General features: G+C 59.8%; 19 protein-coding genes. 6 read left to right on the top strand and 13 right to left on the bottom strand.

All coding sequences use genetic code 11. The features are described from left to right. Positions 1-5 precede the first annotated feature (5 nt). The 11 genes from ACO0LO_RS09190 to ACO0LO_RS09140 all read right to left on the bottom strand — a co-directional run bounded on the left by ACO0LO_RS09190 (position 6) and on the right by ACO0LO_RS09140 (position 11,217). Positions 6-521: an SRPBCC family protein gene (locus ACO0LO_RS09190; protein WP_422963910.1), complete on the bottom strand. Its 516-nt coding sequence runs from the start codon at positions 519-521 to the stop codon at positions 6-8. A 25-nt stretch (positions 522-546) separates the two neighbouring features. After that, positions 547-1,347, bottom strand: coding sequence for an FAD binding domain-containing protein (locus ACO0LO_RS09185; RefSeq protein ID WP_422963909.1), 801 nt, complete (start codon positions 1,345-1,347; stop codon positions 547-549). A gap of 41 nt (positions 1,348-1,388) precedes the next feature. Next, positions 1,389-2,147, bottom strand: coding sequence for an alpha/beta fold hydrolase (locus ACO0LO_RS09180; protein ID WP_422963908.1), 759 nt, complete (start codon positions 2,145-2,147; stop codon positions 1,389-1,391). Next, positions 2,147-3,481, bottom strand: coding sequence for a fumarylacetoacetase (gene fahA / locus ACO0LO_RS09175; protein WP_422963907.1), 1,335 nt, complete (start codon positions 3,479-3,481; stop codon positions 2,147-2,149). Before fahA ends, ACO0LO_RS09180 begins: the two co-directional genes overlap by 1 nt. Position 3,482: 1 nt before the next feature. Beyond that, positions 3,483-4,010: a VOC family protein gene (locus ACO0LO_RS09170; protein ID WP_422963906.1), complete on the bottom strand. Its 528-nt coding sequence runs from the start codon at positions 4,008-4,010 to the stop codon at positions 3,483-3,485. 27 nt (positions 4,011-4,037) lie between these two features. Further along, positions 4,038-5,228 carry an FAD-dependent monooxygenase gene (locus ACO0LO_RS09165; RefSeq protein ID WP_422963905.1) on the bottom strand — a complete coding sequence of 397 codons (1,191 nt, stop codon included), beginning with the start codon at positions 5,226-5,228 and terminating at the stop codon, positions 4,038-4,040. 310 nt (positions 5,229-5,538) lie between these two features. Further along, positions 5,539-6,489 (bottom strand): LysR family transcriptional regulator, encoded by a 951-nt coding sequence (locus ACO0LO_RS09160; protein ID WP_422963904.1) that lies wholly within the window; start codon positions 6,487-6,489, stop codon positions 5,539-5,541. 62 nt (positions 6,490-6,551) lie between these two features. Further along, positions 6,552-7,202: a 3-isopropylmalate dehydratase small subunit gene (leuD, locus tag ACO0LO_RS09155; protein WP_422963903.1), complete on the bottom strand. Its 651-nt coding sequence runs from the start codon at positions 7,200-7,202 to the stop codon at positions 6,552-6,554. Continuing rightward, entirely contained in the window at positions 7,199-8,626 is a 1,428-nt protein-coding gene (gene leuC / locus ACO0LO_RS09150; protein ID WP_422963902.1) for a 3-isopropylmalate dehydratase large subunit, read from the bottom strand. Before leuC ends, leuD begins: the two co-directional genes overlap by 4 nt. 64 nt (positions 8,627-8,690) lie before the next feature. Next, a complete protein-coding gene (locus tag ACO0LO_RS09145; RefSeq protein ID WP_422963901.1) occupies positions 8,691-10,085 on the bottom strand; it encodes an MFS transporter in 1,395 nt (464 codons plus the stop codon). Between the two features lie 31 nt (positions 10,086-10,116). Further along, complete coding sequence (locus ACO0LO_RS09140; RefSeq protein WP_422963900.1) at positions 10,117-11,217, bottom strand: porin; 1,101 nt, start codon at positions 11,215-11,217, stop codon at positions 10,117-10,119. A 478-nt stretch (positions 11,218-11,695) separates the two neighbouring features. Between ACO0LO_RS09140 and ACO0LO_RS09135 the strand changes: the two genes are divergently transcribed. The 6 genes from ACO0LO_RS09135 (at position 11,696) to ACO0LO_RS09110 (ending at position 18,636) form a co-directional block, all read left to right on the top strand. Next, complete coding sequence (locus ACO0LO_RS09135) at positions 11,696-13,366, top strand: methyl-accepting chemotaxis protein (protein WP_422963899.1); 1,671 nt, start codon at positions 11,696-11,698, stop codon at positions 13,364-13,366. 373 nt (positions 13,367-13,739) lie between these two features. Continuing rightward, the gene (locus ACO0LO_RS09130) at positions 13,740-14,417 is read left to right on the top strand and encodes a PepSY-associated TM helix domain-containing protein (protein WP_422963898.1); all 678 of its coding nucleotides are present in this window, start codon (positions 13,740-13,742) and stop codon (positions 14,415-14,417) included. Between the two features lie 53 nt (positions 14,418-14,470). After that, positions 14,471-14,980, top strand: coding sequence for a DUF2271 domain-containing protein (locus tag ACO0LO_RS09125; protein ID WP_422963897.1), 510 nt, complete (start codon positions 14,471-14,473; stop codon positions 14,978-14,980). Positions 14,981-15,017: 37 nt separating this feature from the next. Then, positions 15,018-15,839: a DUF4198 domain-containing protein gene (locus tag ACO0LO_RS09120; protein WP_422963896.1), complete on the top strand. Its 822-nt coding sequence runs from the start codon at positions 15,018-15,020 to the stop codon at positions 15,837-15,839. 81 nt (positions 15,840-15,920) lie between these two features. After that, the gene (locus ACO0LO_RS09115) at positions 15,921-16,958 is read left to right on the top strand and encodes an FAD:protein FMN transferase (protein WP_422963895.1); all 1,038 of its coding nucleotides are present in this window, start codon (positions 15,921-15,923) and stop codon (positions 16,956-16,958) included. A gap of 4 nt (positions 16,959-16,962) precedes the next feature. Next, on the top strand, positions 16,963-18,636 hold the full coding sequence (locus ACO0LO_RS09110; protein ID WP_422963894.1) for a sulfite reductase subunit alpha: 1,674 nt from the start codon (positions 16,963-16,965) through the stop codon (positions 18,634-18,636). A 6-nt stretch (positions 18,637-18,642) separates the two neighbouring features. Here the strand turns inward: ACO0LO_RS09110 and ACO0LO_RS09105 are convergent, their stop codons facing one another. Both ACO0LO_RS09105 and icmF read right to left on the bottom strand, forming a co-directional pair. Further along, a complete protein-coding gene (locus tag ACO0LO_RS09105) occupies positions 18,643-19,362 on the bottom strand; it encodes a hypothetical protein (RefSeq protein WP_422963893.1) in 720 nt (239 codons plus the stop codon). A 95-nt stretch (positions 19,363-19,457) separates the two neighbouring features. After that, the gene (gene icmF / locus ACO0LO_RS09100; RefSeq protein WP_422963892.1) at positions 19,458-22,736 is read right to left on the bottom strand and encodes a fused isobutyryl-CoA mutase/GTPase IcmF; all 3,279 of its coding nucleotides are present in this window, start codon (positions 22,734-22,736) and stop codon (positions 19,458-19,460) included. Between the last annotated feature and the right edge of the window lie 84 nt (positions 22,737-22,820).

Here is a 22,820-nt window from a genome sequence, read left to right as displayed (position 1 = left end):
ATGGCTCAGCCGCGCTGCCACCATTTTTTGGCCGCGCCCTCTGTGGGCGTGCTGTTGTCAGCTTGGGCTTCCGCCAGCGGCGCTAGCTGCTCGCTGAAGCGCTTGAAGAATTCGTCGGCCATGCGGTTGGCCACCGATGCCACCAGGCGCGAACCCACCTGCGCCAACTTGCCGCCCACATCCGCCGTGGCTTCGTAGGTCAGCACCGTCGTGCTATCTTCGGCACCGTCGACCAGCGTGACAACTGCCTGCATCTTGCCGAAGCCGGCCACGCCGCCTTCACCCTTGCCGGCGATGCGGTAACCTTCGTTCGGCCTGCGCTCGGACAGCGTCAGGCTGCCCTTGAAGCGCGCCTTGACCGGACCGACTGCGGCCTGTACGACAGCCTCATATTCATCTTCGCTGCGCGCGCTGAATGATTCGCAGCCGGGCACGCAAGCCTGCAATACGGTCGGATCGTTCAATGCCGCCCATACGGCGTCGCGTGGGGCTGCAATAGTCTGGGTTCCGCTAAATTCCATGTTGTATCCTTTGTTGTTGCCGTCTCTAATGAGGGGCCAATGCCGCCACAGCGCGGCGGGTGAATGTTTGCACCAGATGTGCGCGATAACGCGCTGGAGTACGCTCGTCGTCGAGCAGCAGGTCGGGATCGATTTTCAGCTTGGCGAGCGAGGCTTCGGTGCAATCGGCGGTCAGCGCCTGCTCAGCGTCGCCCCAGCGGAATACGGATGGCGCGGCACCGGTGACCGCTACTCGCACGCGATCGCCGAAATCGGCCACGAATACGCCGGCAACTGCATAGCCGGAGGCCGGATGGCGATATTTCTGGTAGGCAGCGCGGAGCGGTAACGGATACTCGATAGCCACCACGAGTTCGCCAGGCGCTAATGCGGTTTCGAACATATCGACAAAAAAATCATCGGCGGGCAAACGGCGCGCACTTGTCACCACCGTGGCTCCCAGCCCCAGCACTGCCGCCGGGAAGTCCGCCGCCGGGTCGTTGTTGGCGACCGAACCGCCCATCGTGCCGCGATTGCGCACTTGCGGGTCGGCAATCATGCCGGCCAGGTAGGCGAGCGCGGGGATCGCCTCCTTTACCACGCTGCTGCCTGCCACTTCGGCGTGGCGGGTAGCTGCGCCGATATGCAGCACGCCATCCGCCAGTGTGATTCCTTTGAGCTCATCCAGATACGTGAGGTCCACCAGATGCGAAGGCGCGGCCAGCCGCTGTTTCAGCGTCGGCACCAGCGTCATCCCGCCCGACAGCGCACGGGCATCGGGATGTTCTTCCAGGAAGGCAAGCGCCTGCGCCAGCGAGGCCGGGCGGATATATGAAAGTAGGTACACAATGTTCTCCACCGGCGGCCCGTAACTCGCGGGCCGCCCGTTCAGGGTTGTTGCAAATAGCCGTCAAGCGCGGCAGCCAGGGCCAGCGGCGTTTCGTGCATGGGGTAATGGCCGCATGCGTCGAGCACCTCAAGCACCGCATTCGGATACCAGGCCAGCCAGCTGCGCTCCATCAGCTCGCGCGTCAGCGTCGGGTCGTTGGCGCCGATGAGTACCTTGACCGGTGTGGGGTTACCCTGCACCCGTTCGGAAAAATCTACCGTGCCCCAGTCTCGCAGATAACTGGTGAACGCCTGCGGCAGGCTGTGTGCGGCGGATTCTTGCGCGAGTTGGCGCAGCCAGGTGGCCGGCAGGCGATTGCCGGTCGAAAAATTGAGTATCGTCTGGCGTTGCGCGAGATCGGTCGCGGCCTTGCCGAACATCGCCAGGCGCTGTTCATCCATGCGGGAACTGCACGCCGGGACAGCGGTGATGGCGACCATGCGCTTGATGCGTCCGGGTGCAGCGGCCAGCAGCACCCGCTGGATCGCCACGCCGCCCATCGAGTGGCCCACCAGCGAGAAGCGGTCCCATCCAAGACGGTCGGCCAGGGACAGCACGTCGCCGGCAACCTCTTCAAAATTGAATGCGCCATCGAGTGCGCGCGAACGCCCGTAACCGCGGTAGTCGGCGAATACCCAGGTGGACTGCTCGGGATCGAGCCCGGCCTGCAAACCGTTCCAGTCGTCGGACCAGCCGAAGGCGCCGCCAAGCACCATCACCTTGTTCGCTCCGTTTCCGAATTTCGTATAACCCAGCATCAGCGGCTCCCTGCGGACAGGTCGTATGCCGGCTCGATGCGGCCTATGCACTCTCCAAATCCGATGGACACCATGCCATCACGGGAAGCACGGGCCCGCAGCATAATTTCGTCGCCGTCCTCCAGCGCGGTGCGGAATTCTTCCGGCCCGACCTTCAGCGGATCCTTACCGGCATTCGTCAGTTCGGTGATACAGGCGCGTGCACTGTCGTCTGCCCCCGAAATCGTGCCGCTGCCGATCAGGTCGCCGGGGCGCAGGTTGCAGCCGTTGCTGGTGTGATGCGCCATCATTTGCCCGAACGTCCAGTACAAGTTCTGAAGATGGGTTTTGGTGATGCGCAGCGGCCCTTCTCCGGCGGCACGACGTGCCGGTGTCGAAAGCAGGGCCTCCAGGTCAATGTCGATACCGCCTTCGGCCTGATCGCGTGCATCGGCCAGATGCGGCAGCGGAGCCGGATCGCCGGCCGGACGCGGTGGCGACGGCAGGCGAAACGGTGCCAGCGCTTCCTGCGTGACGATCCAGGGCGAGATCGACGATACAAAACTCTTGCCAAGGAATGGCCCGAGTACCTGTTCCCACCACTGAATGCTCTTGGCCGACCAGTCGTTGAGCAGGCAATAACCGAAAATATGTTCTCCCGCCAGGCCGAGCGGAATCGGCCGGCCGAGCTGGTTGCCGCGACCGACAAAGGCGGCCAGTTCCAGTTCGAAATCCAGCATCGGCGCCGGGCCGTACTCCACCTCGCCGGCCTTGTTCTTGTACTGGCCGTGCGGGCGCACTACCGGCGCGCCGCTGACACAGATCGACGATGCACGGCCGTGATAGGCGATGGGCAAGGATTTGAAAGCCGGCGGCAGCGGGTCTGCCAGGCCTTTGTAGCGCCCATGACGTTCGGTGTGGTGCAGCGAGGTGAGAAAATCGCTGTAGTCGCCGATCTCGCACGGCAGCGCCATCGACACCTGTGCCATCGGCACCAGTATGCGTTCGCATTGCGCCAGCACCTGCCCAAGCTGAGGGCTGTCGCTGCGCAGCAGATCCGACAACGCAGCACGCAGAGCCGACGCATGGCGCGGCCCCAGGGCCATCAGTCCGTTAAGTCGGCCGCCAGCGCAGGCACGCGCCGCTTCGGCGGCGATACCGTCAAGCAAGCCAAGTTCGAGTAACGCAGCGAGGTCGACGATCTGGTCGCCAATGGCCACGCCGGCACGCTGCCCGGCGCCGTCATTGAAAACTCCAAACGGCAGATTCTGGATAGGAAATTCGGCATCAGCCTGGTTGGCGGAATCGAGCCAGGACCGGCGCGCAGGATCATGAGTAGCGTTTAGCTGGACCATGTCATTCTCCCTCCTGCGCCAACTGCGACGCTTTCTCTGCCGTCCAATTGTCGAGTGTGTCTCTTGCCTGATGACGGAAACCCTCATGCATCTCGGCGGTGCCGATGGGCACGGTGAACTCCAGCCGGAAGCCGTTAGGATCAAAGAAGTAAATCGATTTGACGAAATGGTGGTCAACCGGGCCGATCACATCGACACCGGCCGACTGCAGCCGCGCCCGCATTGTTTCGAGCTCATCCAGGCTATTCATGCGCAGAGCGATATGGTTGACCCAGGCCGGGGTATTGGCTGAAGGCTCGGCGTTGATGCCGTCACCCAGGTCGAAAAAGGCGATGTTCGAACCATCGCTCATCTCGAAAAAAAGGTGTACGTACGGGCAATATTCGCCTGTGCTGGGCACGCGGTCGAGGCGGATAACATGCACCAGCGGCAAGCCGAGCAGATCCTCATAAAAAGCACGGGTTTCTTCGGCGTCCCGGCAGCGCCAGGCGAAGTGGTGCAGCCCGTGGACTGCTGGCGGTTTGGTCATGATGATCTCCTTGTTTTTGTCGAGTGCTTACAGCGGAACAGCGTCCACGTCGTATTCAAACAGCCACTCGTAGCGCTCCTTGACGCGCTCTTCGCTCCATTCCCTGCTGACATACGCAGCGGCGCCTTCGGCATGGGCCAGCGCTGGGTTGTGGAAACGCTCGGCGTTCGCAGCCGAGCCGCGCACGATGCGCGCTGTCCGCTCATGGCGCGCGGCTTCGTAGCGGCGCAATGCGTCGGGCAAATCGCTTCCGTACTGCTGCAGCGCCCGCGCCAGGATGTAACCGTCTTCAAGCGCCATGCCTGCACCCTGAGCCAGGAACGGCAGCGTAGGATGGCAGGCATCGCCAAGCAGGGTAATACTCCCCTTGGACCACTGCGGCATGGGATCACGCACCATCAACGCCCATTTATAAGGCACATCGATGGCGCGGATGAGGGTCTGCACGTCCTCGTGCCAGCCGGTAAAGTCCTTCAGGCATTCTTCGTGGGTGCCGCGCTCGGACCAGGATTCGACTTCCCAGCCGCTGCTTTCGACCGCACCGACAAAATTGACCAGCTCGCCGGCCCGCAGAGGATATTGGATGACATGTGCACCCGGCCCTACCCAGTTCGAACCGTAGGGTTCGCGCATGTGGACCGGCAGGTCGGCAGCTCGAACCACGCCCCGCCAGGCCATGATGCCGGAAAAACGCGGGGCATCAGGACCAAACAAGGCTTCGCGGGTACGCGAGTGGACGCCATCGGCGCCGATCACCAGATCGGCGACCCAGCTGTCGCCATTGCTGCCGTGGACGGTGACGCGGCCGTCGTCATGCTGCTCGTGGCGGTCAACCTTAACGCCAAGCCGGATGGCTGCCGGGTTGCGGCGCTGCACGCCCTCCGCCAGCACCGTGTGCAGGTCGGCGCGGTGTAGCGTCATGTAAGGGTAGCCGTAGCGCTCGCGCGAGATGGCGCCAAGGTCGAACAGCGGCCAGGTCTGGCCGGTATTCCACAGGCGCACGCGTTTGCCGGCGGGCTCTGAAGCGATTTTTTCCAGCGTAGGACCCAGGCCCAGGCGGTAAAGTACGCCGGTGGCGTTCGAACTCAGCTGCACTCCGGCGCCGATTTCCTTCAATTGTGCAGCTTGCTCCAGCACGGTGACGTCGAAGCCCCGGTCAAGCAATGCGTTGGCTGCGGTAAGGCCGCCTAATCCGGCCCCGATGATGACGATTTTCATTTGCTGTCTCACTGTTTTTATACTGTTCAGACGGGGCAGACACCCCGTGCGGACGACCGCGCCAGCATGGCGTAGCGGCTCCGTTGCCGAACCAATATAAAGAATCTGCTAAACGAGCGGAAGCAAAAAGAATTTATCGTTTAATCGAAAAGACTAAATAATCTTGCAGGTATTTATCGAAAACAGTGAATGGAACTTTTGCGCAAACGTCGTTAATTCGCCCGGCAGACGGGCGAATTAACGACGCCCCCGCTATGGCAGGCTCCGTCGCAATTGCAGATTACTTTTCGTAAATATCGAAGAATGGGCCTTAGCCTGCGGCAGCGCGTCCGCGCCCTTTTTTGACAACGCCGGCCTTGCTGCTGTAGTCTTGCGCGACCTGCTCGAAGACGGCGGACAGATGGTCCAGCGTCTCGTTGTTGCCGCGGCCGGCGCGTGTGATGCAGTAAAACGGCAGTTCGATGGCCGGGATGATCGGGTACAGGCGGATCCGGAAGCGCTGGCATGCAGCTGCTGAAATCGACGGCACCACTGCCACGCCGAAACCTGCTTCAGCCATGGCGATGGCCGTTTCAAGATGGCCTACCGGCGTGCGCTTGCCGGTGGTGACGGCGGCAATACTGAGATTTTCCTCCACCAGGCGCTGGATCGGCGTGTCATCGGAAAAACAGATCAGCGGGACACCTTGCAATGCACTCCAGGTTGCCGATTCGGTGCTGAAATCCGGCCAGTCGTTTTCCTGCATGCCGACAGCAAGCATCAGCCGTGTCGGAAAAATCGGTACGCGATCGACACCGGATTCTTTACGGAAGAAAGGGCCGAAGGCAGCATCAAGCGCGCCATCCTCCACCATTCGCAGCAGCTCGACCGGCGTGCTGTCGATCACTTCAACCCGCACCAGCGGATACAGGCTCGCGAATCGGTTGAGCACAGTTGGCATTAAACTCACGGCAATATGCGGCATGACGCCAACACGCAGCAGGCGCTGTTCCTCGCGGCCGATCTTGCGTAGCTCAAGGGCCGCGTTTTCGATGGTCGCGACAATATGGGTCGCGGTAGGCAGAAACATGCGTCCCGCCTCTGTCAATGCCACAGAACGGGTAGTGCGGTCGAGCAAACGGCAATGCAGCTGGGTTTCAAGCTCGCGGATGATTGCCGACAGCGCCGCCTGCGACAGATGCAGGCGCTGAGCGGTCTTGGTAAAACTGGAGGCCTGAGCTACCCCGATAAAGACCTTGAGCTGCCTAAGCGAAAGATTCATGACAAGTCTGACAAAGCGGCGTGACCGCAAGTTGGGCAGCGTTTATTCTAGCATGCCGCTGCTCAATCACTGATGGGAGTGGCCAACCACGGGAAACGGACCAGCCGGGTGCGCTCGAACTGCGCGATACGTTCACGCTGTCGCAGCGATAGGCTGATTTCATCCAGCCCTTTGAGCAGGCAGTCGCGCGTAAACGGCTCGATATCAAAGCTGGCAATAAAACCGTCCGCCCCGTCCACCCTTTGACGCTCCAGGTCAACACGCAGCCGGCATCCCTCTTCGCTCTCGGCGGCAGCAAACAGGTGTGACATCGCCTGGGCATCCAGCTCCACCGGCAGTATGCCGTTCTTGCAACAGTTTTGACGGAAAATGTCGGCGAAGCTGTGCGCGACGATCACGTCGAAGCCGTACTCCAGCAATGCCCACGGCGCATGTTCGCGGGAGCTGCCGCAACCAAAGTTACGTCCGGCAAGCAGAATGCGGGCACCCTGATAGCGCGGCTGGTTCAGCACGAACTCCCGATTGAGCGGGCGCTGTGCGGTATCCTGCCCCGGTTCGCCGGTGTCCAGGTAGCGCCAGCTGTCAAACAGGTTTGGACCAAAGCCGGTGCGCGCGACCGACTTCATGAATTGCTTGGGCAGGATCGCATCGGTATCAACATTGTCGCGGCGCAATGGCGCAACCAGGCCTTCCACGATGGTGATGGCTCTCATTGCAGCACCTGACCGGCTACCATGCGCACATCCACGAAATGGCCGGCCAGCGCCGCGGCGGCAGCCATTGCAGGGCTCAGCAGGTGGCTGCGCCCGCCTGCACCCTGGCGTCCCTCAAAATTGCGGTTCGACGTGCTGGCGCAGCGTTCGCCCGGCGCCAGCCGATCGTCGTTCATGGCCAGGCACATCGAACAGCCCGGTTCGCGCCATTCGAATCCTGCCCCCTTGAAGATGCGGTCGAGACCTTCCCGTTCAGCCTGCTCCCGGACCAGGCCGGATCCCGGCACCACCAGCGCAGTAACACCGGCCGCAACCTGCCCGCCGCCAGCGGCGACGACTGCCGCAGCAGCCCGCAAATCTTCTATGCGGCCATTGGTACAGGAGCCGATAAAGACCTTGTCAATGCGGATCTCCTGCATCGGCATGCCGGGAACTAGGTCCATATAGGCCAGCGCCTGTTCAAGCGCCTGCCGGCGCGCCGGATCACTTTCGCCTGCGGGGTCGGGAACGGCGCCGCTGATCGGCACTACCATCTCAGGCGAGGTGCCCCAAGAGACTTGCGGCGCCACGGCGGTGGCATCGATATCAAGCACGCGGTCAAAATGGGCTCCGGCATCGGACACCAGCGTACGCCAGTGTGCAACCGCGCTGTCCCACTCTTCTGCATCGGGCGCGAACGGACGCCCCTTCAGGTAAGCGAGCGTGGCCTGGTCAACGGCCACCAGGCCCGAGCGGGCGCCAGCTTCAATCGCCATATTGCACAGGGTCATGCGCGCTTCCATTGACAGCGCGCGCACTGTGCTGCCGGCAAATTCTATCGTGTGCCCGGTGGCGCCAGCGCTGCCGATGCAGCCGATCAGGTATAACGCCAGATCCTTGGCACTGCATCCGGGCCCCAGCTTACCCTCTATGCGCACCAGCATGTTGCGGCTCTTGCGCGTAGCCAGCGTCTGGGTAGCCAGCACATGCTCGACTTCAGACGTACCGATCCCGAACGCCAGCGCAGCCAGCGCGCCATGCGTGCTGGTGTGCGAATCCCCGCAGACGATGAGCATGCCGGGCAGCGTCATGCCCTGCTCAGGCGCGACCACGTGGACGATGCCCTGGCGCCGGTCTTGCATGCGGAACTGGTGGATGCCGTGGCTGCTGCAATTGCGCTCCAGGGTTTCTACTTGCAGGCGCGCGAGCGGATCGGCAATACCGTTCGCGCGACCGCTGGTGGGGACGTTATGGTCACACACGCCAAAGGTGGCCACCGGACGCCAGACCGGGCGCCCGCTTGCCTCCAGGCCGGCAAAGGCCTGCGGGCTCGTCACTTCGTAGACCAAGTGGCGATCGACGTAGAGTAGCGCTGCGCCGTCGGCATCGAGGCTGACCAGGTGTTCATCCCAGAGCTTGTCGTAGAGGCTACGTGGCTGCGGCATATTCAACACCGTCATCGTGGCGAGCGGCGCACCGCAAAATTCAAGGTGTTATCCAGGATGTTGTTCAAGGCGCGATTTCTTCAAGCGATTTCTGGCTGGTCTCGATCATGCCCGCAGCGGCGACAATACCCAGCACGCAGACGACCGCAAACATCAGGAACACCATGGCGACGCCATCAGCCCCCAACACGACGCCAACAATTGCAGGGCTGGCGGCCGAAGCGACGCGGAACCAGGAAGTGGCCAGGGCGGTGCCGATCGCCCGCATCCTGGTCGGATAGATCTCCGGCGTGTATAGGAATAGCATTATCGTGACCGTGCCGACAACAGCGTAGGCGGTCGAACCCAGCATCATCACGGTATACGCCGAATGCGCGCCGTTCAGGTACAGTGCAGCCAGCAGCACGCCGGACACGCCAAATGCCGACATCACCCACAAGCGGCGGCCAACACGGTCAACCAGCAGTGCAGATATCAGCACAAAGATAACGCTGAGCACGTTGGACATCGACGCCAGGCGCAGCGACTCCCCCAGAGGCAAGTGGTAGACGGTCTTGTACAGGCTAGGCATCCAGTTATTGAGGCCGTTGGCAACGAAATAGGCAGTGCCCCACAACGCCCATACGACAAAGGTACGTTTGCGGTAAAACGAAGAGAACAGCTCGCGTATGCCAGGCTTACGCAAGGGCACGATGACTACCGGCTTCGGACGCGCCTTCGGCTCGACACGCTTGTCGGTACTGGCTTCGATGCTTTCTATGATTTTTTCCGCTTCGTCGTAGCGGCCTTTGCCGATCAGCCAACGGGGCGATTCCGGCAGAAACCAGATGAAGCCGACTATCAACAGGCCTGGAATGCCTCCCACCAGGAACATCGATTGCCAGCCCACATTGGGCACCAGCAAGGTGCCGGCCTGAGCCGCAGCCAGCAGGCCGATTGGGAAAATCAATTCATACAGCAGGAAGAACCGGCCGCGGTTGTGCGACACCGACAGCTCATTGATGTACACCGCAGCGACGGGATTCCCGCCGCCGACGCCTATGCCCTGGATGAAGCGGCAGATCATCAAGCCTCCAAAGCTTCCCGTCAGCGCACAAGCCAGGCTCATCACCGACATCAGCAAGATGGTCAGGAATTCGCTTTTCACGCGGCCGATGCGCTCTGCCAGCCAGCCGAAAAACAATGCGCCTACCAACTGACCGATATAACCGGTGGCGATCAACAAGCCGATATCGCTTGGTTTGAAATGCCACAGACCGATCAGGACCGGCAGCACGTACGCCAGCGACAATGCATCAAAGGCATCAAAAAATGTTGCGCTGCCCATTACTATTCGAGCCCTGATGTGCCAGCGCGAAGTCGGCACGCTCTCCATTCGGGCGAGTAAGCTGGCGCCGCGATCGACGTGCAGATCCGACACGACAACAGCCGGCGGGGACTCGATAGTGCTTTGTAGCATGTAACACCTTTCTCTTTATTGCTGATTCTACTTAAAACTGGACCTGGACGCCCGTGCGCGCCAAAATCTGTGAAGTGCCGCTCGACGGCTGATAGCCGAATGCTCCTGCGACCGCTCCGGCGCCGCTGGCGTGGACATAGGCCGTTCCGGCATATATCTGAGTAGACACGCTCAAGTACTGGCTGAGAAACAGGTTCAACTGGTTATATTTCATTTGCATGAACGTCGAATGCGAGCCGGAGACTCCAAAGAAGCGCGTCTTGTCGCCGCCGCTGATATCGATGTTCACACCAGCCTCAAGATTACGCTGCTGCACCTCGCCGCGGTTGTTTTCCAGCGATACCTGGGTCCAGGTTGCGTGCGGGATGAATACACCCAACCGGTAAGAGCCTCCAAGGACTACGGTGCTGAACCGTGTGGTATTGAAGACGCTGCTTGTCAGGTTTTGACCGAGTACGCTGAGGACGCCGAACGTCGCCTTCAGGTCGGCCGTCCGATTATGGAACATAGAATATGAAGCACCCAGGCGCAAATCATTGTTGTTGTAGCGCGCGCCCAGCGAATACGCCCGGTTGAGCGAGAAATTGGTCGGATCCTCGCCGAAGCCGTTCATCGCACCAAGTTGCAGCCCGTTAAACTCTGGCGTTTCGTATCGGATGGCATTGTCGATGCCGAAGATATTGGCCAAATTATCAAGATTGCCTGGCGAATACGACCATGAAATACCTGGAACACTATTGTTCAGCGGGCCGACATAATCATACGCAAAATCAGGCATGCGGCCCAAGGTCAGCGTACCGAGGCGCCTGTCGGACAAGCCGACCGTCGAGTAGCGATTGAAAAACTTGGTCGGATTGGCCTGCGCTCCAGTGTCTGAATTAAGACCTGTTTCGAGCTTGAAGAAAGCACTCAAGCCGTCGCCGAGATCTTCGGTGCCACGAAAGCCCAGCCTGTCGGGCGAGCGCTTGCCGGAGTTGACCGCAAACTGGTGCTCGCCGCGAACATTGCTGATGTAGTCGACACCTTCATCCACGCTACCGTAGATTTGGACATTGGTTTGAGCAAAGGAGCTGGCGCAAGCAAGGGCGCCTAGCGTAAATACCAGGATGTAGGGTTTGATGATAGTCTCCAATTTATTTATAAACAACGGCACTTAATGCGCCGCGGTGCCGCACTCTCTGCAGGTGGTTTCTTTCAGCAACCGCTGCTTGAGTGAGTCATTTCGCTCTCCGTCTTGAATGCGGAGTCGAGCCAATATAGGGTAAAAATTAGCTTGAAATAAGCAAAAAGTTTCTATCGATAAATCAGATTTTCTGAATAATTAGCGACACCTGCAACACCATCCTACGACCTCTCTCTTGTATTCATTCATTTCCTGATTCGCTTGAACACAAGTTCGCGCTGCAAACTCCAGTCAAAGTGCATTGATAATTTTTTCCGATGATTGTGTCTGAAAAACATCGCTCCGTTTTAAAGCGATCAAAACGATTGCGACTATAACGGCAGTTGCGGCATCATGCGTACCGCACATAAAAATTTCAGTAAAGCAATTAAATTTTTTTATCAATTGATAGATTTTTTCGATTTATTCTTTACTGTGAGGAGACAACATGAAATGGTTTGGCAAATTTAATATCGGCAAAAGACTGGGCGCGGGATTCGCTTTGGTACTCACTCTGATGCTGCTGATTACCGTGTTCAGCGTCTGGCGCATGAACGACATTGCAGGCGCATCGCGGGCAATGGCAGGTCCCCTTGCCAAGGAACGCATGATCGCCGAGTGGAATACCCAGATTTTTGGCGCGATACGCCGCACCGGCGCCGTTGTCAAGAGCGCCGACCCGGGCGTTGCCACTTATTTCAAACAGGATGCCGATATCGCAGTGACACGTTCCGCTGAGCTGGCAAAGCAGATAGAACCTTTGCTGACCACGCCGCAGGAAGTGGAACTGCTGAGCAAAATCGACGCTCAGCGCAAGCTTTACAGGCAGGCGACCAGTGCAGCGATGAAGGCAAAGGCGCAAGGCGATCAGGTGTCGGCCGATAGCATACTGAATACATCGTTCACACCGGCGGGAAAAGGCTATCAGGATCTGCTTGATCAACTGCTGGTGCTGCAACACAAGCAAATGGACGCGCACGCCCAGTCCATCCAGGATATCCAGGCCGATAGCGTCAACCTGATCGTGGCGCTGGCTGTCGTCGCGCTTTTGATCGGCATCTGCGCTTCCTGGATACTGAGTGCGGGCATTGTGGGACCGCTGCGTACCGCCGTTGGCGTGGCCGAAACGGTCGCCGGCGGCGACCTGAGCCTGAGTATCGACACGCAGGGCAGCGACGAAACAGCAGCGCTCATGCGCGCCTTGCGCCACATGAACGACAGCCTGGTGGGCATCGTCGGCGAAGTGCGCAGCGGCACCGACACCATCGCGGTGGCATCGAAGGAAATCAGCGCCGGCAGCCTCGACTTGTCCGGACGCACCGAGCAGCAAGCCAGTGCGCTGGAAGAAACGGCTGCGTCGATGGAGGAACTGACCTCCACCGTACGCCAGAATGCGGAGAACGCACGCCAGGCCAACCAACTGGCGATTGCCGCTTCTGAAGTTGCAACCCGGGGCGGCGTGGTCGTGGGCGAAGTGATTACGACCATGAGCGCGATCAACGAGTCGGCCAACGAGATCGTCGACATTATCAGCGTCATTGACGGTATCGCATTTCAAACAAACATCCTGGCATTGAACGCCGCGGTGGAAGCGGCGCGCGCCGGCGAACAGGGCCGGGGCTTTGCGGTAGTAGCGTCTGAAGTACGTACGCTGGCCCAGCGCTCAGCCGCAGCCGCCAGGGAAATCAAGGCCCTGATTGGCAATTCGGTCGACAAGGTCAATGCCGGCGCCAAACTGGTAGACCAGGCGGGCGCCACAATGGAGCAAGTCGTCGTCAGTATCGAACGCGTGACAGGCATTGTGGCCCAGATTGCCAGCGCCAGCCAGGAGCAGACTGCCGGCATCGAACAGGTCAATCAGGCGATTGGCCAGATGGACGAAGTAACACAGCAGAATGCCGCCCTGGTGGAAGAGTCGGCTGCCGCCGCCGCCGCGATGCAGGAACAGGCTGTCGCGCTGGCCGCACTGGTTGACGTATTCAAGCTTGACCGGATGCACAAGCAGGCAAGCACCGCATTGAAGGCCTCGAAGCTCCATCCGGCGACTCCCGGCCAGGGACGCGCCGTCATGCAGGTATCGGCGGCGCGGTCCCAGAACCATAAAAAATATCTCGAATAAGTTTAACATCCTGCATCGGCGAGTCTGCCCACGCAGGCTGACCAGACCGCCCAGCCTGATTCGCCGCTCCTCTCATTGGCAGGCAAGGCGGCAAGCAGGCTAAACGGCTTTCCCTCCTTACCTGCTCCTTCATCCTGCCCCAGCACCTACGTCCTTTACGCAGGCGTTCGGCGTTCCACATCTTTACAAACACGTTACAAATACCTGCCATTTAAGCGTTTATACGGGTTTATTTTCTGCAAATAAATGATATATAATGAGAATTATTATCATTTACAATGTCTTCAGCGCTCCCTGCCCCGCGCTCCCGCGTGCGCCGACGGCATAAAGAATAGCCTTGCCTCCAACAAAAACAGCTGAATATTCCATTTACATGAGCGAATTTGCCATCCCCAAAAAATCAGACCAGCAGCGCCGCTCGTTCTGGCTCAAGCATCTGCACCAGTGGCACTGGATCAGTTCGGGCCTGTGCATTATTGCGATGCTGCTGTTTGCGGCGACCGGCATCACGCTGAACCATTCGGCGCAAATCGAAGCGCACCCGCAAGTAACGAAAAAGACGACCCAGGTGCCTGAGCAGTTGCTGGCTCAGCTGAACTCGCAATTGGCGGAACAGAAAAAAACGCAACAAAAGGCAAACGTACACGGCGCCAAGGATCCTCTGCCGCTGCCGGTGCGCGACTGGCTGGGCAAACAGCTGTCGCTGAGTGTCGGCGAGCAGCCTGGCGAATGGTCAAAGGAAGAAGTGTATGTGTCGCTGCCGCGACCGGGCGGCGACGCCTGGCTCAGGATAGACCTGGAAAGCGGCGACCTGGAATACGAGCTGACCGACCGCGGCTGGGTGTCTTACTTCAATGACTTGCACAAGGGCCGCAATACCGGTGGCGCCTGGGCCTGGTTCATCGATATTTTTGCCGTTGCCTGCCTCGTGTTCTGCATTACCGGCCTGTTCCTGCTGCAGCTGCATTCGGGCAACCGGCCGACCACTTGGCCTATCGTGGGTTTCGGCCTGCTCGTGCCGCTGCTGCTGGCCATCGTTTTGATTCACTAGCTTCCATCCGTCTATTTATCTGTCTATTGATTTGCTTATTTACGAGGTTTGACATGCGTGTATTGCTCTCCGTTGCCATGACCGGACTGGTTGCCCCTGTAATGGCCGCCGACCTGAACCTGAAAGTTGAAGTGCCGCGCCTGAATGTGGCCGAATATCACCGCCCGTATGTGGCAATCTGGATAGAGCGCCCCGACCAGAGCGTGGCCGGCAACCTGGCGGTCTGGTACGACATGAAGAAAAAGGATAACGAAGGCAATAAGTGGCTGAAGGACATCCGCCAGTGGTGGCGCCGCAGTGGCCGCGAACTGCAGATGCCGGTAGACGGCATCAGCGGCGCGACCCGCCCGGTTGGCGAACACCAGCTGAATTTTTCTTCGGACAAGGGCCCGCTGGCCAGCCTGCCTGCCGGCGACTACCAGCTGGTCGTGGAAGCTGCGCGCGAAGGCGGCGGACGTGAAATCGTCAAGGTGCCGTTCAAATGGCAAGCCAAGGGCGAACAGACTGTGAAGGTACAGGGCAGCGACGAGCTGGGCCTGGTTTCATTGAACATCAAACCCTAACCAGCCAAACCAGCATAACCATACCCAGGAGAACGCAATGACACTATCCGGCAAACTCAAACAGGCAGCCTTGGTCACGGCCATCGCGGCAGCATGCATCCCCTTGTCTGCCAGTGCGCACCGCATGTGGCTGCTGCCTTCGGCAAGTTCGACCGGCGCGGAAAAAGCATGGATCACCGTCGATGCAGCGGTATCGACCGATGTCTTCTATGCGGACCACATGCCGCTGAAGCTGGACAACCTGGTCATCATCGCGCCGGACGGCAGCCAGACCAAGGCGGAGAATGCCAGCACCGGCAAATACCGCAGCACTTTCGACGTGCAGCTGGCGCAGCCGGGCACGTATAAACTGGGCCTCATCAACAATGCGATGTCTGCCAGCTACAAGGAAAACGGCCAGACCAAGCGCTGGCGCGGCACTGCGGAGAATTTTGCCAAGGATGTGCCTGCCAATGCAGAAGACCTGGTGGTTACACAGAGCACCGGCCGTGTAGAAACCTTTGTCACCGCCGGCAAACCCGGTGGTAAGGCGCTGGCAATCAGCGGTTCAGGCCTGGAATTGCAACCGATCACTGCGCCGACTGACCTGTTCGTCGGCGAAGCGGCCAGCTTCCGTTTTCTGATAGACGGCAAACCGGCGGCGAACCTGAAGGTAACGCTGATCGCGGGCGGCATACGCTACCGTTCCAAGCTGAATGAGATATCGGCCACGACTGACCAGGACGGCAAATTCAGCGTGACCTGGCCCGGCGCGGGCATGTACTGGATGGAAGCCAGCATCAAGGATGATAAGGCTGTCAAGCCGGCCAAGGAACGCCGCGCCAGTTATGTCGCCACGCTGGAAGTGCTGCCGCAGTAAGGCAGTATTCTGACTTGTATGACCTGAAGCGGCCGGCCATCTGGCCGGCCGTAGCCACACCTGCTTCCCGCAACTGAACAAATGAACCGAGTCCTGATTCCCTTGACGATGGCGCAACCGCCGACAATCCCTGCCGATGCCCATATCGCCGGCCTGGCGGGAGCAAGCATGGGCACGACCTGGTCCGTCAAGCTGGTGCTGCCTGCGGGGATTTTCGCCGAACAGATTCAATCCGGCGTGCAGCAAAGGCTGGACCAGGTTGTCAGCCAGATGAGCACCTGGCTGGATAGCTCCGACCTCAGCCGCTTCAACCGTGCCCAATCGGGAAGCTGGCATGTGCTGCCCGAGGAATTTTTCAAGGTGCTGGACTATGCGTGTTATGTCGCGCAGCAAAGCAACGGCGCCTATGACCCCACCGTTGGGCCGCTGGTCAACCTGTGGGGCTTCGGCCCCGACGGCCCTGGCAGTGCTTGCGGCGACATGCCCACCGCAGAGGATATCAGCGCAGCGCTGGAACGCAAGGGATGGACGCGGCTGCGACTGGACCGCTTGCAACGGCGCGCATTTCAGCCGGGCGGCATCTATGTGGACCTGTCTTCCATCGCCAAGGGTTACGGCGTTGACCATGTGGCGGAGTACCTGCAGCAGCAAGGCGTGCAAAGCTATCTGGTCGAGGTCGGCGGCGAATTGCGCGGCTACGGCAGCAAGCCGGATGGAGATCCGTGGTGGGTAGCGCTGGAACAGCCTTTGCCATCCGCTGCAGAGCAAGCCGGCGACACTGCAGTTCCTGCCTTCCCGCCGACCATCGTTGCGCTGCATGAGTTGTCCATCGCCACTTCCGGCGACTACCGCCGTTTTTTTGACATAGACGGAAAACGGTACGCCCATACGATAGACCCGCGTACCGGCTACCCTGTGCCACATGCGCTGGCGTCGGTCGCCGTACTGCATGCCAGCTGCATGATCGCGGACGCGCTGGCAACGGCGCTGACTGTGCTGGGCGTGGAAGAAGGCATGCAGTACGCGCGCCAGCATGATATTGCGGCCCTTTTTGTCAGCCGCTCAGAAGCCGGTTTTGAAGAAAAAATGAGCCCGGCATGCAAAGCAATGCTGGAATAAGCCGATGAAAAATCTGCTCGTCAAACATGCATGGATACCCGGACTGGCGCTTGCGGCCGTTGCCACCTATGGCGTCCGCCGCAGCCATCTGCTGGACGGCCAGGATGGGCGGCTTTTCACCGCCGCGCTGCTGGTGCTGGCCTACCTGGCATTCTGCTTCACCACCTACCTGAAGACACGCAACAGGCAGCAGGCATTGCAGTTGCCGGCCGCGCTGGGGCAAGGTGCTGACAGGGACAACGGCAAGACTGCCGTCGTTGTCGCCTACGCCAGCCAGACCGGTTATGCCGAGCAGGTTGCACTGCAGACGGCACAGGCGCTGCAAGCCGGTGGCATGCCCGTGCAACTACTGCCGCTGGCAAAGCTGGACGCCACACTGCTGGCAAAATCGCCACGCATCCTGTTTATCGTCAGCACTACCGGCGAAGGCGATGCGCCCGACAGCGTCGCCGGCTTTGCCCGCAAGCTGATGGGCCGACCGCTGCCGCTGAAACATCTGCAGTATGGCCTGCTGGCACTAGGCGACAGCAGCTATGCACAATATTGCGCATTCGGCCGTCGCCTTGAACACTGGCTGCGCCACCAGGGCGCGCAAACCCTGTTTGACACCATAGAAGTGGATAACGGCGACGAGGGCGCGCTGCGCCACTGGCAGCATCATCTGGGCGTGCTAAGCGGGCATACGGAGATGGCGGACTGGAGTGCTCCTGCCTATGCCGCGTGGACACTGTCCGAGCGGCGGCTGCTGAATCCCGGCAGTGCCGGCGGCCCGGCCTTCCATCTGGGTCTGGATGCGCCCAAGGCTGCTGATGTTGCCAATCCATCCAGCACCTTGGCAACCTGGCAGGCGGGCGATATCGCCGAAATCGGCCCATGCAATCCACCCCAGCGCGTGCAGCAATTCCTTGCTGCGGTAGCACTGGACGGCCTGGCCAAGGTCAACGACGGCGAACAAACCCTGGCGCTGTGCGACTGCCTGGCAAGCAGGCGGCTGCCGCATGGCGATGCCGCTCTGACCGCCCTCGCCACGCTGAAGAATGTATCTGCGCAGCAGCTGGTGAATGTGCTGAAACCGCTGCCGCACCGTGAATACTCGATTTCCTCCATTACCAGCGGCGGCAGGCTGGAACTCCTGGTGCGGCAAACCGTGCTGGGCAACGGCGAACTCGGCCTGGGTTCCGGCTGGCTGACCGCACACGCAGTGCTCGGCGGTACTGTCGCACTGCGTGTGCGAGAAAACCGTAGCTTCCATACACCCGCAGACGACAGGCCAATGATACTGATCGGCAACGGCACCGGCCTTGCCGGTTTGCGCGCGCATCTGAAAGAAAGGGATAAACGCGGTCACCGCCGCAACTGGCTGCTGTTCGGCGAACGCAGTGCCGCGCATGATTATTTTCACCGCGAAGAACTTCAAGGCTGGCTCGCCGGCGGCACGTTGCAGCGGCTGGACCTGGCCTTTTCGCGTGACCAGGCCGAACGTGTTTATGTTCAGGACAAGCTCAGCGCGCAGGCAGACCTGGTGCGGCAGTGGGTGGCCGACAATGCAGCAATCTATGTATGCGGCAGCCTGGAAGGCATGGCGGCAGGCGTGCATGCCGCGCTGACGGCCATACTGGGACAGGAAAAACTTGAGCAGATGGCGGAGAACGGCAACTACCGCAGAGACGTGTATTAAAAAATTTTAGAGCGCCGGCTTTTTCTTTTTCAGCGCCAGCTTCATGAATACCGATGTGCCGGGTTCAGCCGTGCCATCGTCCTCCAACGACAGCTTTTTCTTGCGTTTCGGCGCAGGAAACTGCACGCCGTTGGCTTCCACCAGAAATTCATCAAACATCGACGCCAGGCTGTAGATATCCGATGTCGCCCTGCGCTTCACTGCGCTGGCGGCACGGCCTTCTGCCACGGCTTCGACTGCCAGCGCCAGCTCTTTGGTCTTGATTTTTTGTGCAATTTTCTTGAACACGCCTATGCCGTTGTCGGAGATTGTCATCTCCAGGTACCGCGGGGTCTGTTCCACGACGACATACAGGCCGCTGGCTTTTGCATGGCGGCTCGCATTGTGGACAACCGAGATGAAGCCATCGCGCGCCGTGGCCGCGACCTCTTCCGGCAAGCTCAGGAAAGGGGCAAACTCCCGATCCCACATCGCTTTTGCGTCAACGCCTGGCAGGCTGTAGCTGTCCACCAGCAGGCGGCGCTTGCCCGAGGCAAACACCGGGCTGTTGGCAGCGCCGCTGCGCGACAGGTAAGCTTCCTCCACCAGACGCGCAATTACCGTAGAAGCAGCCGTCCTGCCCACGTGGAAATGTTCCGCAAGCGCCTGGGCCAGCTTGCCGGGATGTTCGGCAACTGCACGCGAAACCCAGCTTACCGCTTCATCAAACTCTATTTTTGCCATCATTATTCCGATTGTATTTGCTTAGGCGCATTGTATCCCGATCACCCGGAACAGCCAGTTATGAATAGGGCTGTATAGAGGGTCCGCAGTCGTACGCCTTACATATTGCGCCGGTATTGCCCGCCCACTTCAAACAGGGCCGTCGTAATTTGCCCCAGCGAGCATACGCGCGCGGCATCCATCAGTTTTGCAAACACGTTCTCGTCATTGATGGCCGCCTGCTGCAATGCTGCCAGCGCCTGCGGCGCCACGTCCGCATGGCGCGCATGGAAGTCGGCCAGGCGGGTCAACTGGGACTGCTTTTCGTCATCGGTGGAACGCGCCAGTTCTATCTTCTGCGGCGTTTCGCCGGCCTTCGGGTTACGGAAGGTATTGACGCCGATGATGGGCAAGGTCCCATCGTGCTTCAGATGTTCATAGTGCATCGACTCTTCCTGAATCTTGCCGCGCTGGTAGCCGGTTTCCATTGCGCCCAGCACGCCGCCGCGTTCAGCGATACGTTCGAATTCCTGCATCACCGCTTCCTCAACCAGGTCAGTTAGTTCTTCGATAATGAAGCTGCCCTGGATAGGATTCTCGTTTTTCGCCAGGCCCCATTCGCGGTTGATGATTAACTGGATTGCCAGCGCGCGACGCACCGATTCATCGGTAGGCGTGGTGATTGCCTCATCGTAGGCGTTGGTATGCAGGCTGTTGCAGTTGTCGTAGATCGCGATCAGCGCCTGCAGCGTGGTGCGGATATCGTTGAAGTCGATTTCCTGTGCATGCAGCGAGCGGCCGCTGGTCTGGATATGGTATTTCAGCTTCTGGCTGCGGTCGTTAGCGGCATATTTGTCGCGCATCGCCACCGCCCAGATACGACGGGCAACGCGGCCCAGCACCGTGTATTCCGGATCCATGCCGTTGCTGAAGAAGAAGGACAGGTTGGCGGCAAAATCATCGATATGCATGCCACGCGCCAGGTAGGCCTCAACAAAGGTGAAGCCGTTTGACAGCGTGAAGGCCAGCTGCGAGATCGGGTTCGCGCCGGCTTCGGCGATATGGTAGCCGGAGATCGACACCGAGTAGAAGTTGCGCACCTGGTGGTGCACGAAATATTCCTGGATGTCGCCCATGACCTTCAATGAGAACTCCGTCGAGAAGATACAGGTATTCTGCCCCTGGTCTTCCTTCAGGATATCGGCCTGCACGGTGCCGCGCACATTTTGCAAGACCCAGGCACGGATTTTGGCCGCTTCATCGGCAGTCGGTTCCCGCTTGTTGTCAGTGCGGAACTTGTCTACCTGCTGGTCTATCGCCGTATTCATGAAGAAGGCCAGTATCGTCGGCGCCGGGCCATTGATCGTCATCGAGACCGACGTGGCCGGATCGCACAGGTCGAAACCGTCATACAACACCTTCATATCTTCCAGCGTCGCAACCGATACGCCGGAATTACCGACCTTGCCGTAGATGTCCGGACGCAGGTCGGGATCGGCGCCATACAGCGTGACCGAATCGAACGCGGTGGACAGGCGCTTGGCAGGCATGCCCTGCGACACCAGCTTGAAGCGTTTGTTGGTGCGGAAGGGATCGCCCTCGCCGGCGAACATGCGGGTAGGATCTTCGCCCTCGCGCTTGAACGCAAACACGCCGGCGGTAAACGGGAAGGAACCGGGCACGTTTTCCAGCATCAGCCAGCGCAGGATTTCGCCATGGTCGACAAAACGCGGCAGCGCCACTTTGCGTATTGTCGTGCCGGACAGGCTTTGCTGTGTCAGCCGGGTGCGGATTTCCTTGTCGCGGATCTTGACCACATATTCATCGCCGGAATAGGCCGCCTGCATGTCGGGCCACATGGTCAGCAGCTTTTTGGAACCGGCATCCATGTGCATATCGCGCTCGGCGATCAGCTCGTCAAAATCGGCGCTCTTGCCGGCCTTGCTCAGCATGCGCTTGCTTTCTTGCAGTTGCTGGCGTTCGCGCGCAAACACCACCTGCTTGCCGGTGAACTTGTGGTAGTGACGCACGGTATCGGCAATCTCTGCCAGGTAGCGGCTGCGCGCCGGCGGCACGATGACATTTTTTCCGCTGGAGAATTTCACATCCACCGACGGCAGTTTGCCCGGTTTGGACGGCAGGCCATGCTTCGCCAGTTCAGGCAGGATGCCCTGGTACAGCGCGGTGACGCCGTCGTCATTAAAACGCGACGCCTGCGTACCGTATACCGGCATTTCATCCGGCTTTTTGCTCCATAGTTCGCGGTTACGCTGGTATTGCTTGGCCACATCGCGCAAGGCATCCTGCGCGCCCTTGCGATCGAATTTGTTGATGGCGACGAAGTCGGCAAAGTCCAGCATGTCGATTTTTTCCAGCTGCGATGCGGCGCCGAACTCCGGCGTCATCACATACATGCTGACATCTACGTGCGGCACAATCGCGGCATCGCCCTGGCCTATGCCGGACGTTTCAATGATCACCAGGTCGAATCCGGCCACCTTGCAGGCGGCAATTACATCAGGCAGCGCTTGCGAAATCTCGGAGCCTGCCTCGCGTGTCGCCAGCGAGCGCATGAAAACCTTGACCTGGCCCTTCCAAGGGTTGATCGCATTCATGCGGATACGGTCGCCCAGCAACGCGCCACCGGATTTGCGGCGCGACGGGTCGATGGAGATCAGCGCGATATTCAGCTGATCGTCCTGGTCCAGCCGTATGCGGCGTATCAGCTCATCGGTAAGCGAGGACTTGCCGGCACCACCGGTGCCGGTAATGCCGAAAGTGGGAATCTTGATGGTATCGGCCTTCTGGTGCAGCTGCTGGCGCAACTCTGCCGGTACCCTGTCGTTTTCCAGCGCGGTAATCAGCTGGGCCAGCGGCCGGTGTTTGGCCACGATATCGCCATCCTGCAGGCTGGCAAGGCTGCTTGGCGCATAGGCGGAAAGGTCCACGTCGCAAGCCTGTATCATCGCCAGTATCATGCCGACCAGACCCAGGCGCTGGCCGTCTTCCGGACTGAAAATGCGGCTGACGCCGTAGGAGTGCAGGTCCGCAATCTCATCCGGCACGATAACGCCGCCGCCTCCTCCGAATACCTTGATGTGCTCGCCGCCACGCTGTTTCAGCAGGTCTATCATGTACTTGAAGTATTCGACGTGGCCACCTTGGTAGCTGGAAATGGCGATGCCCTGCGCATCTTCCTGCAAGGCGGCTGTGACGATCTCTTCGACTGAGCGATTGTGCCCAAGGTGGATTACCTCGGCGCCATTGGCCATCAGGATGCGTCGCATGATGTTGATGGAGGCGTCATGGCCATCGAACAGCGAGGCGGCGGTGACAAAGCGCACCTTGTTGGCAGGCTTGTATTCGGTCAGTTTCTGGGCAATCGACAGGTCGGTCATGGGGTTCCTCGAAATAATGTCTCTGTAGTCTTTTTGTTATTTTCGGGATGGCAAACACCCCGTTGGCGTATTTTGACTCAGAGT

The sequence above is a fragment of the Undibacterium sp. TJN25 genome, assembly GCF_049339885.1.
In the GTDB taxonomy this organism is placed as follows: Bacteria; Pseudomonadota; Gammaproteobacteria; order Burkholderiales; family Burkholderiaceae_D; genus Undibacterium.
Note: the sequence above shows the minus strand (reverse complement) of the source record. Positions and strands in the feature narration are given on the sequence as shown.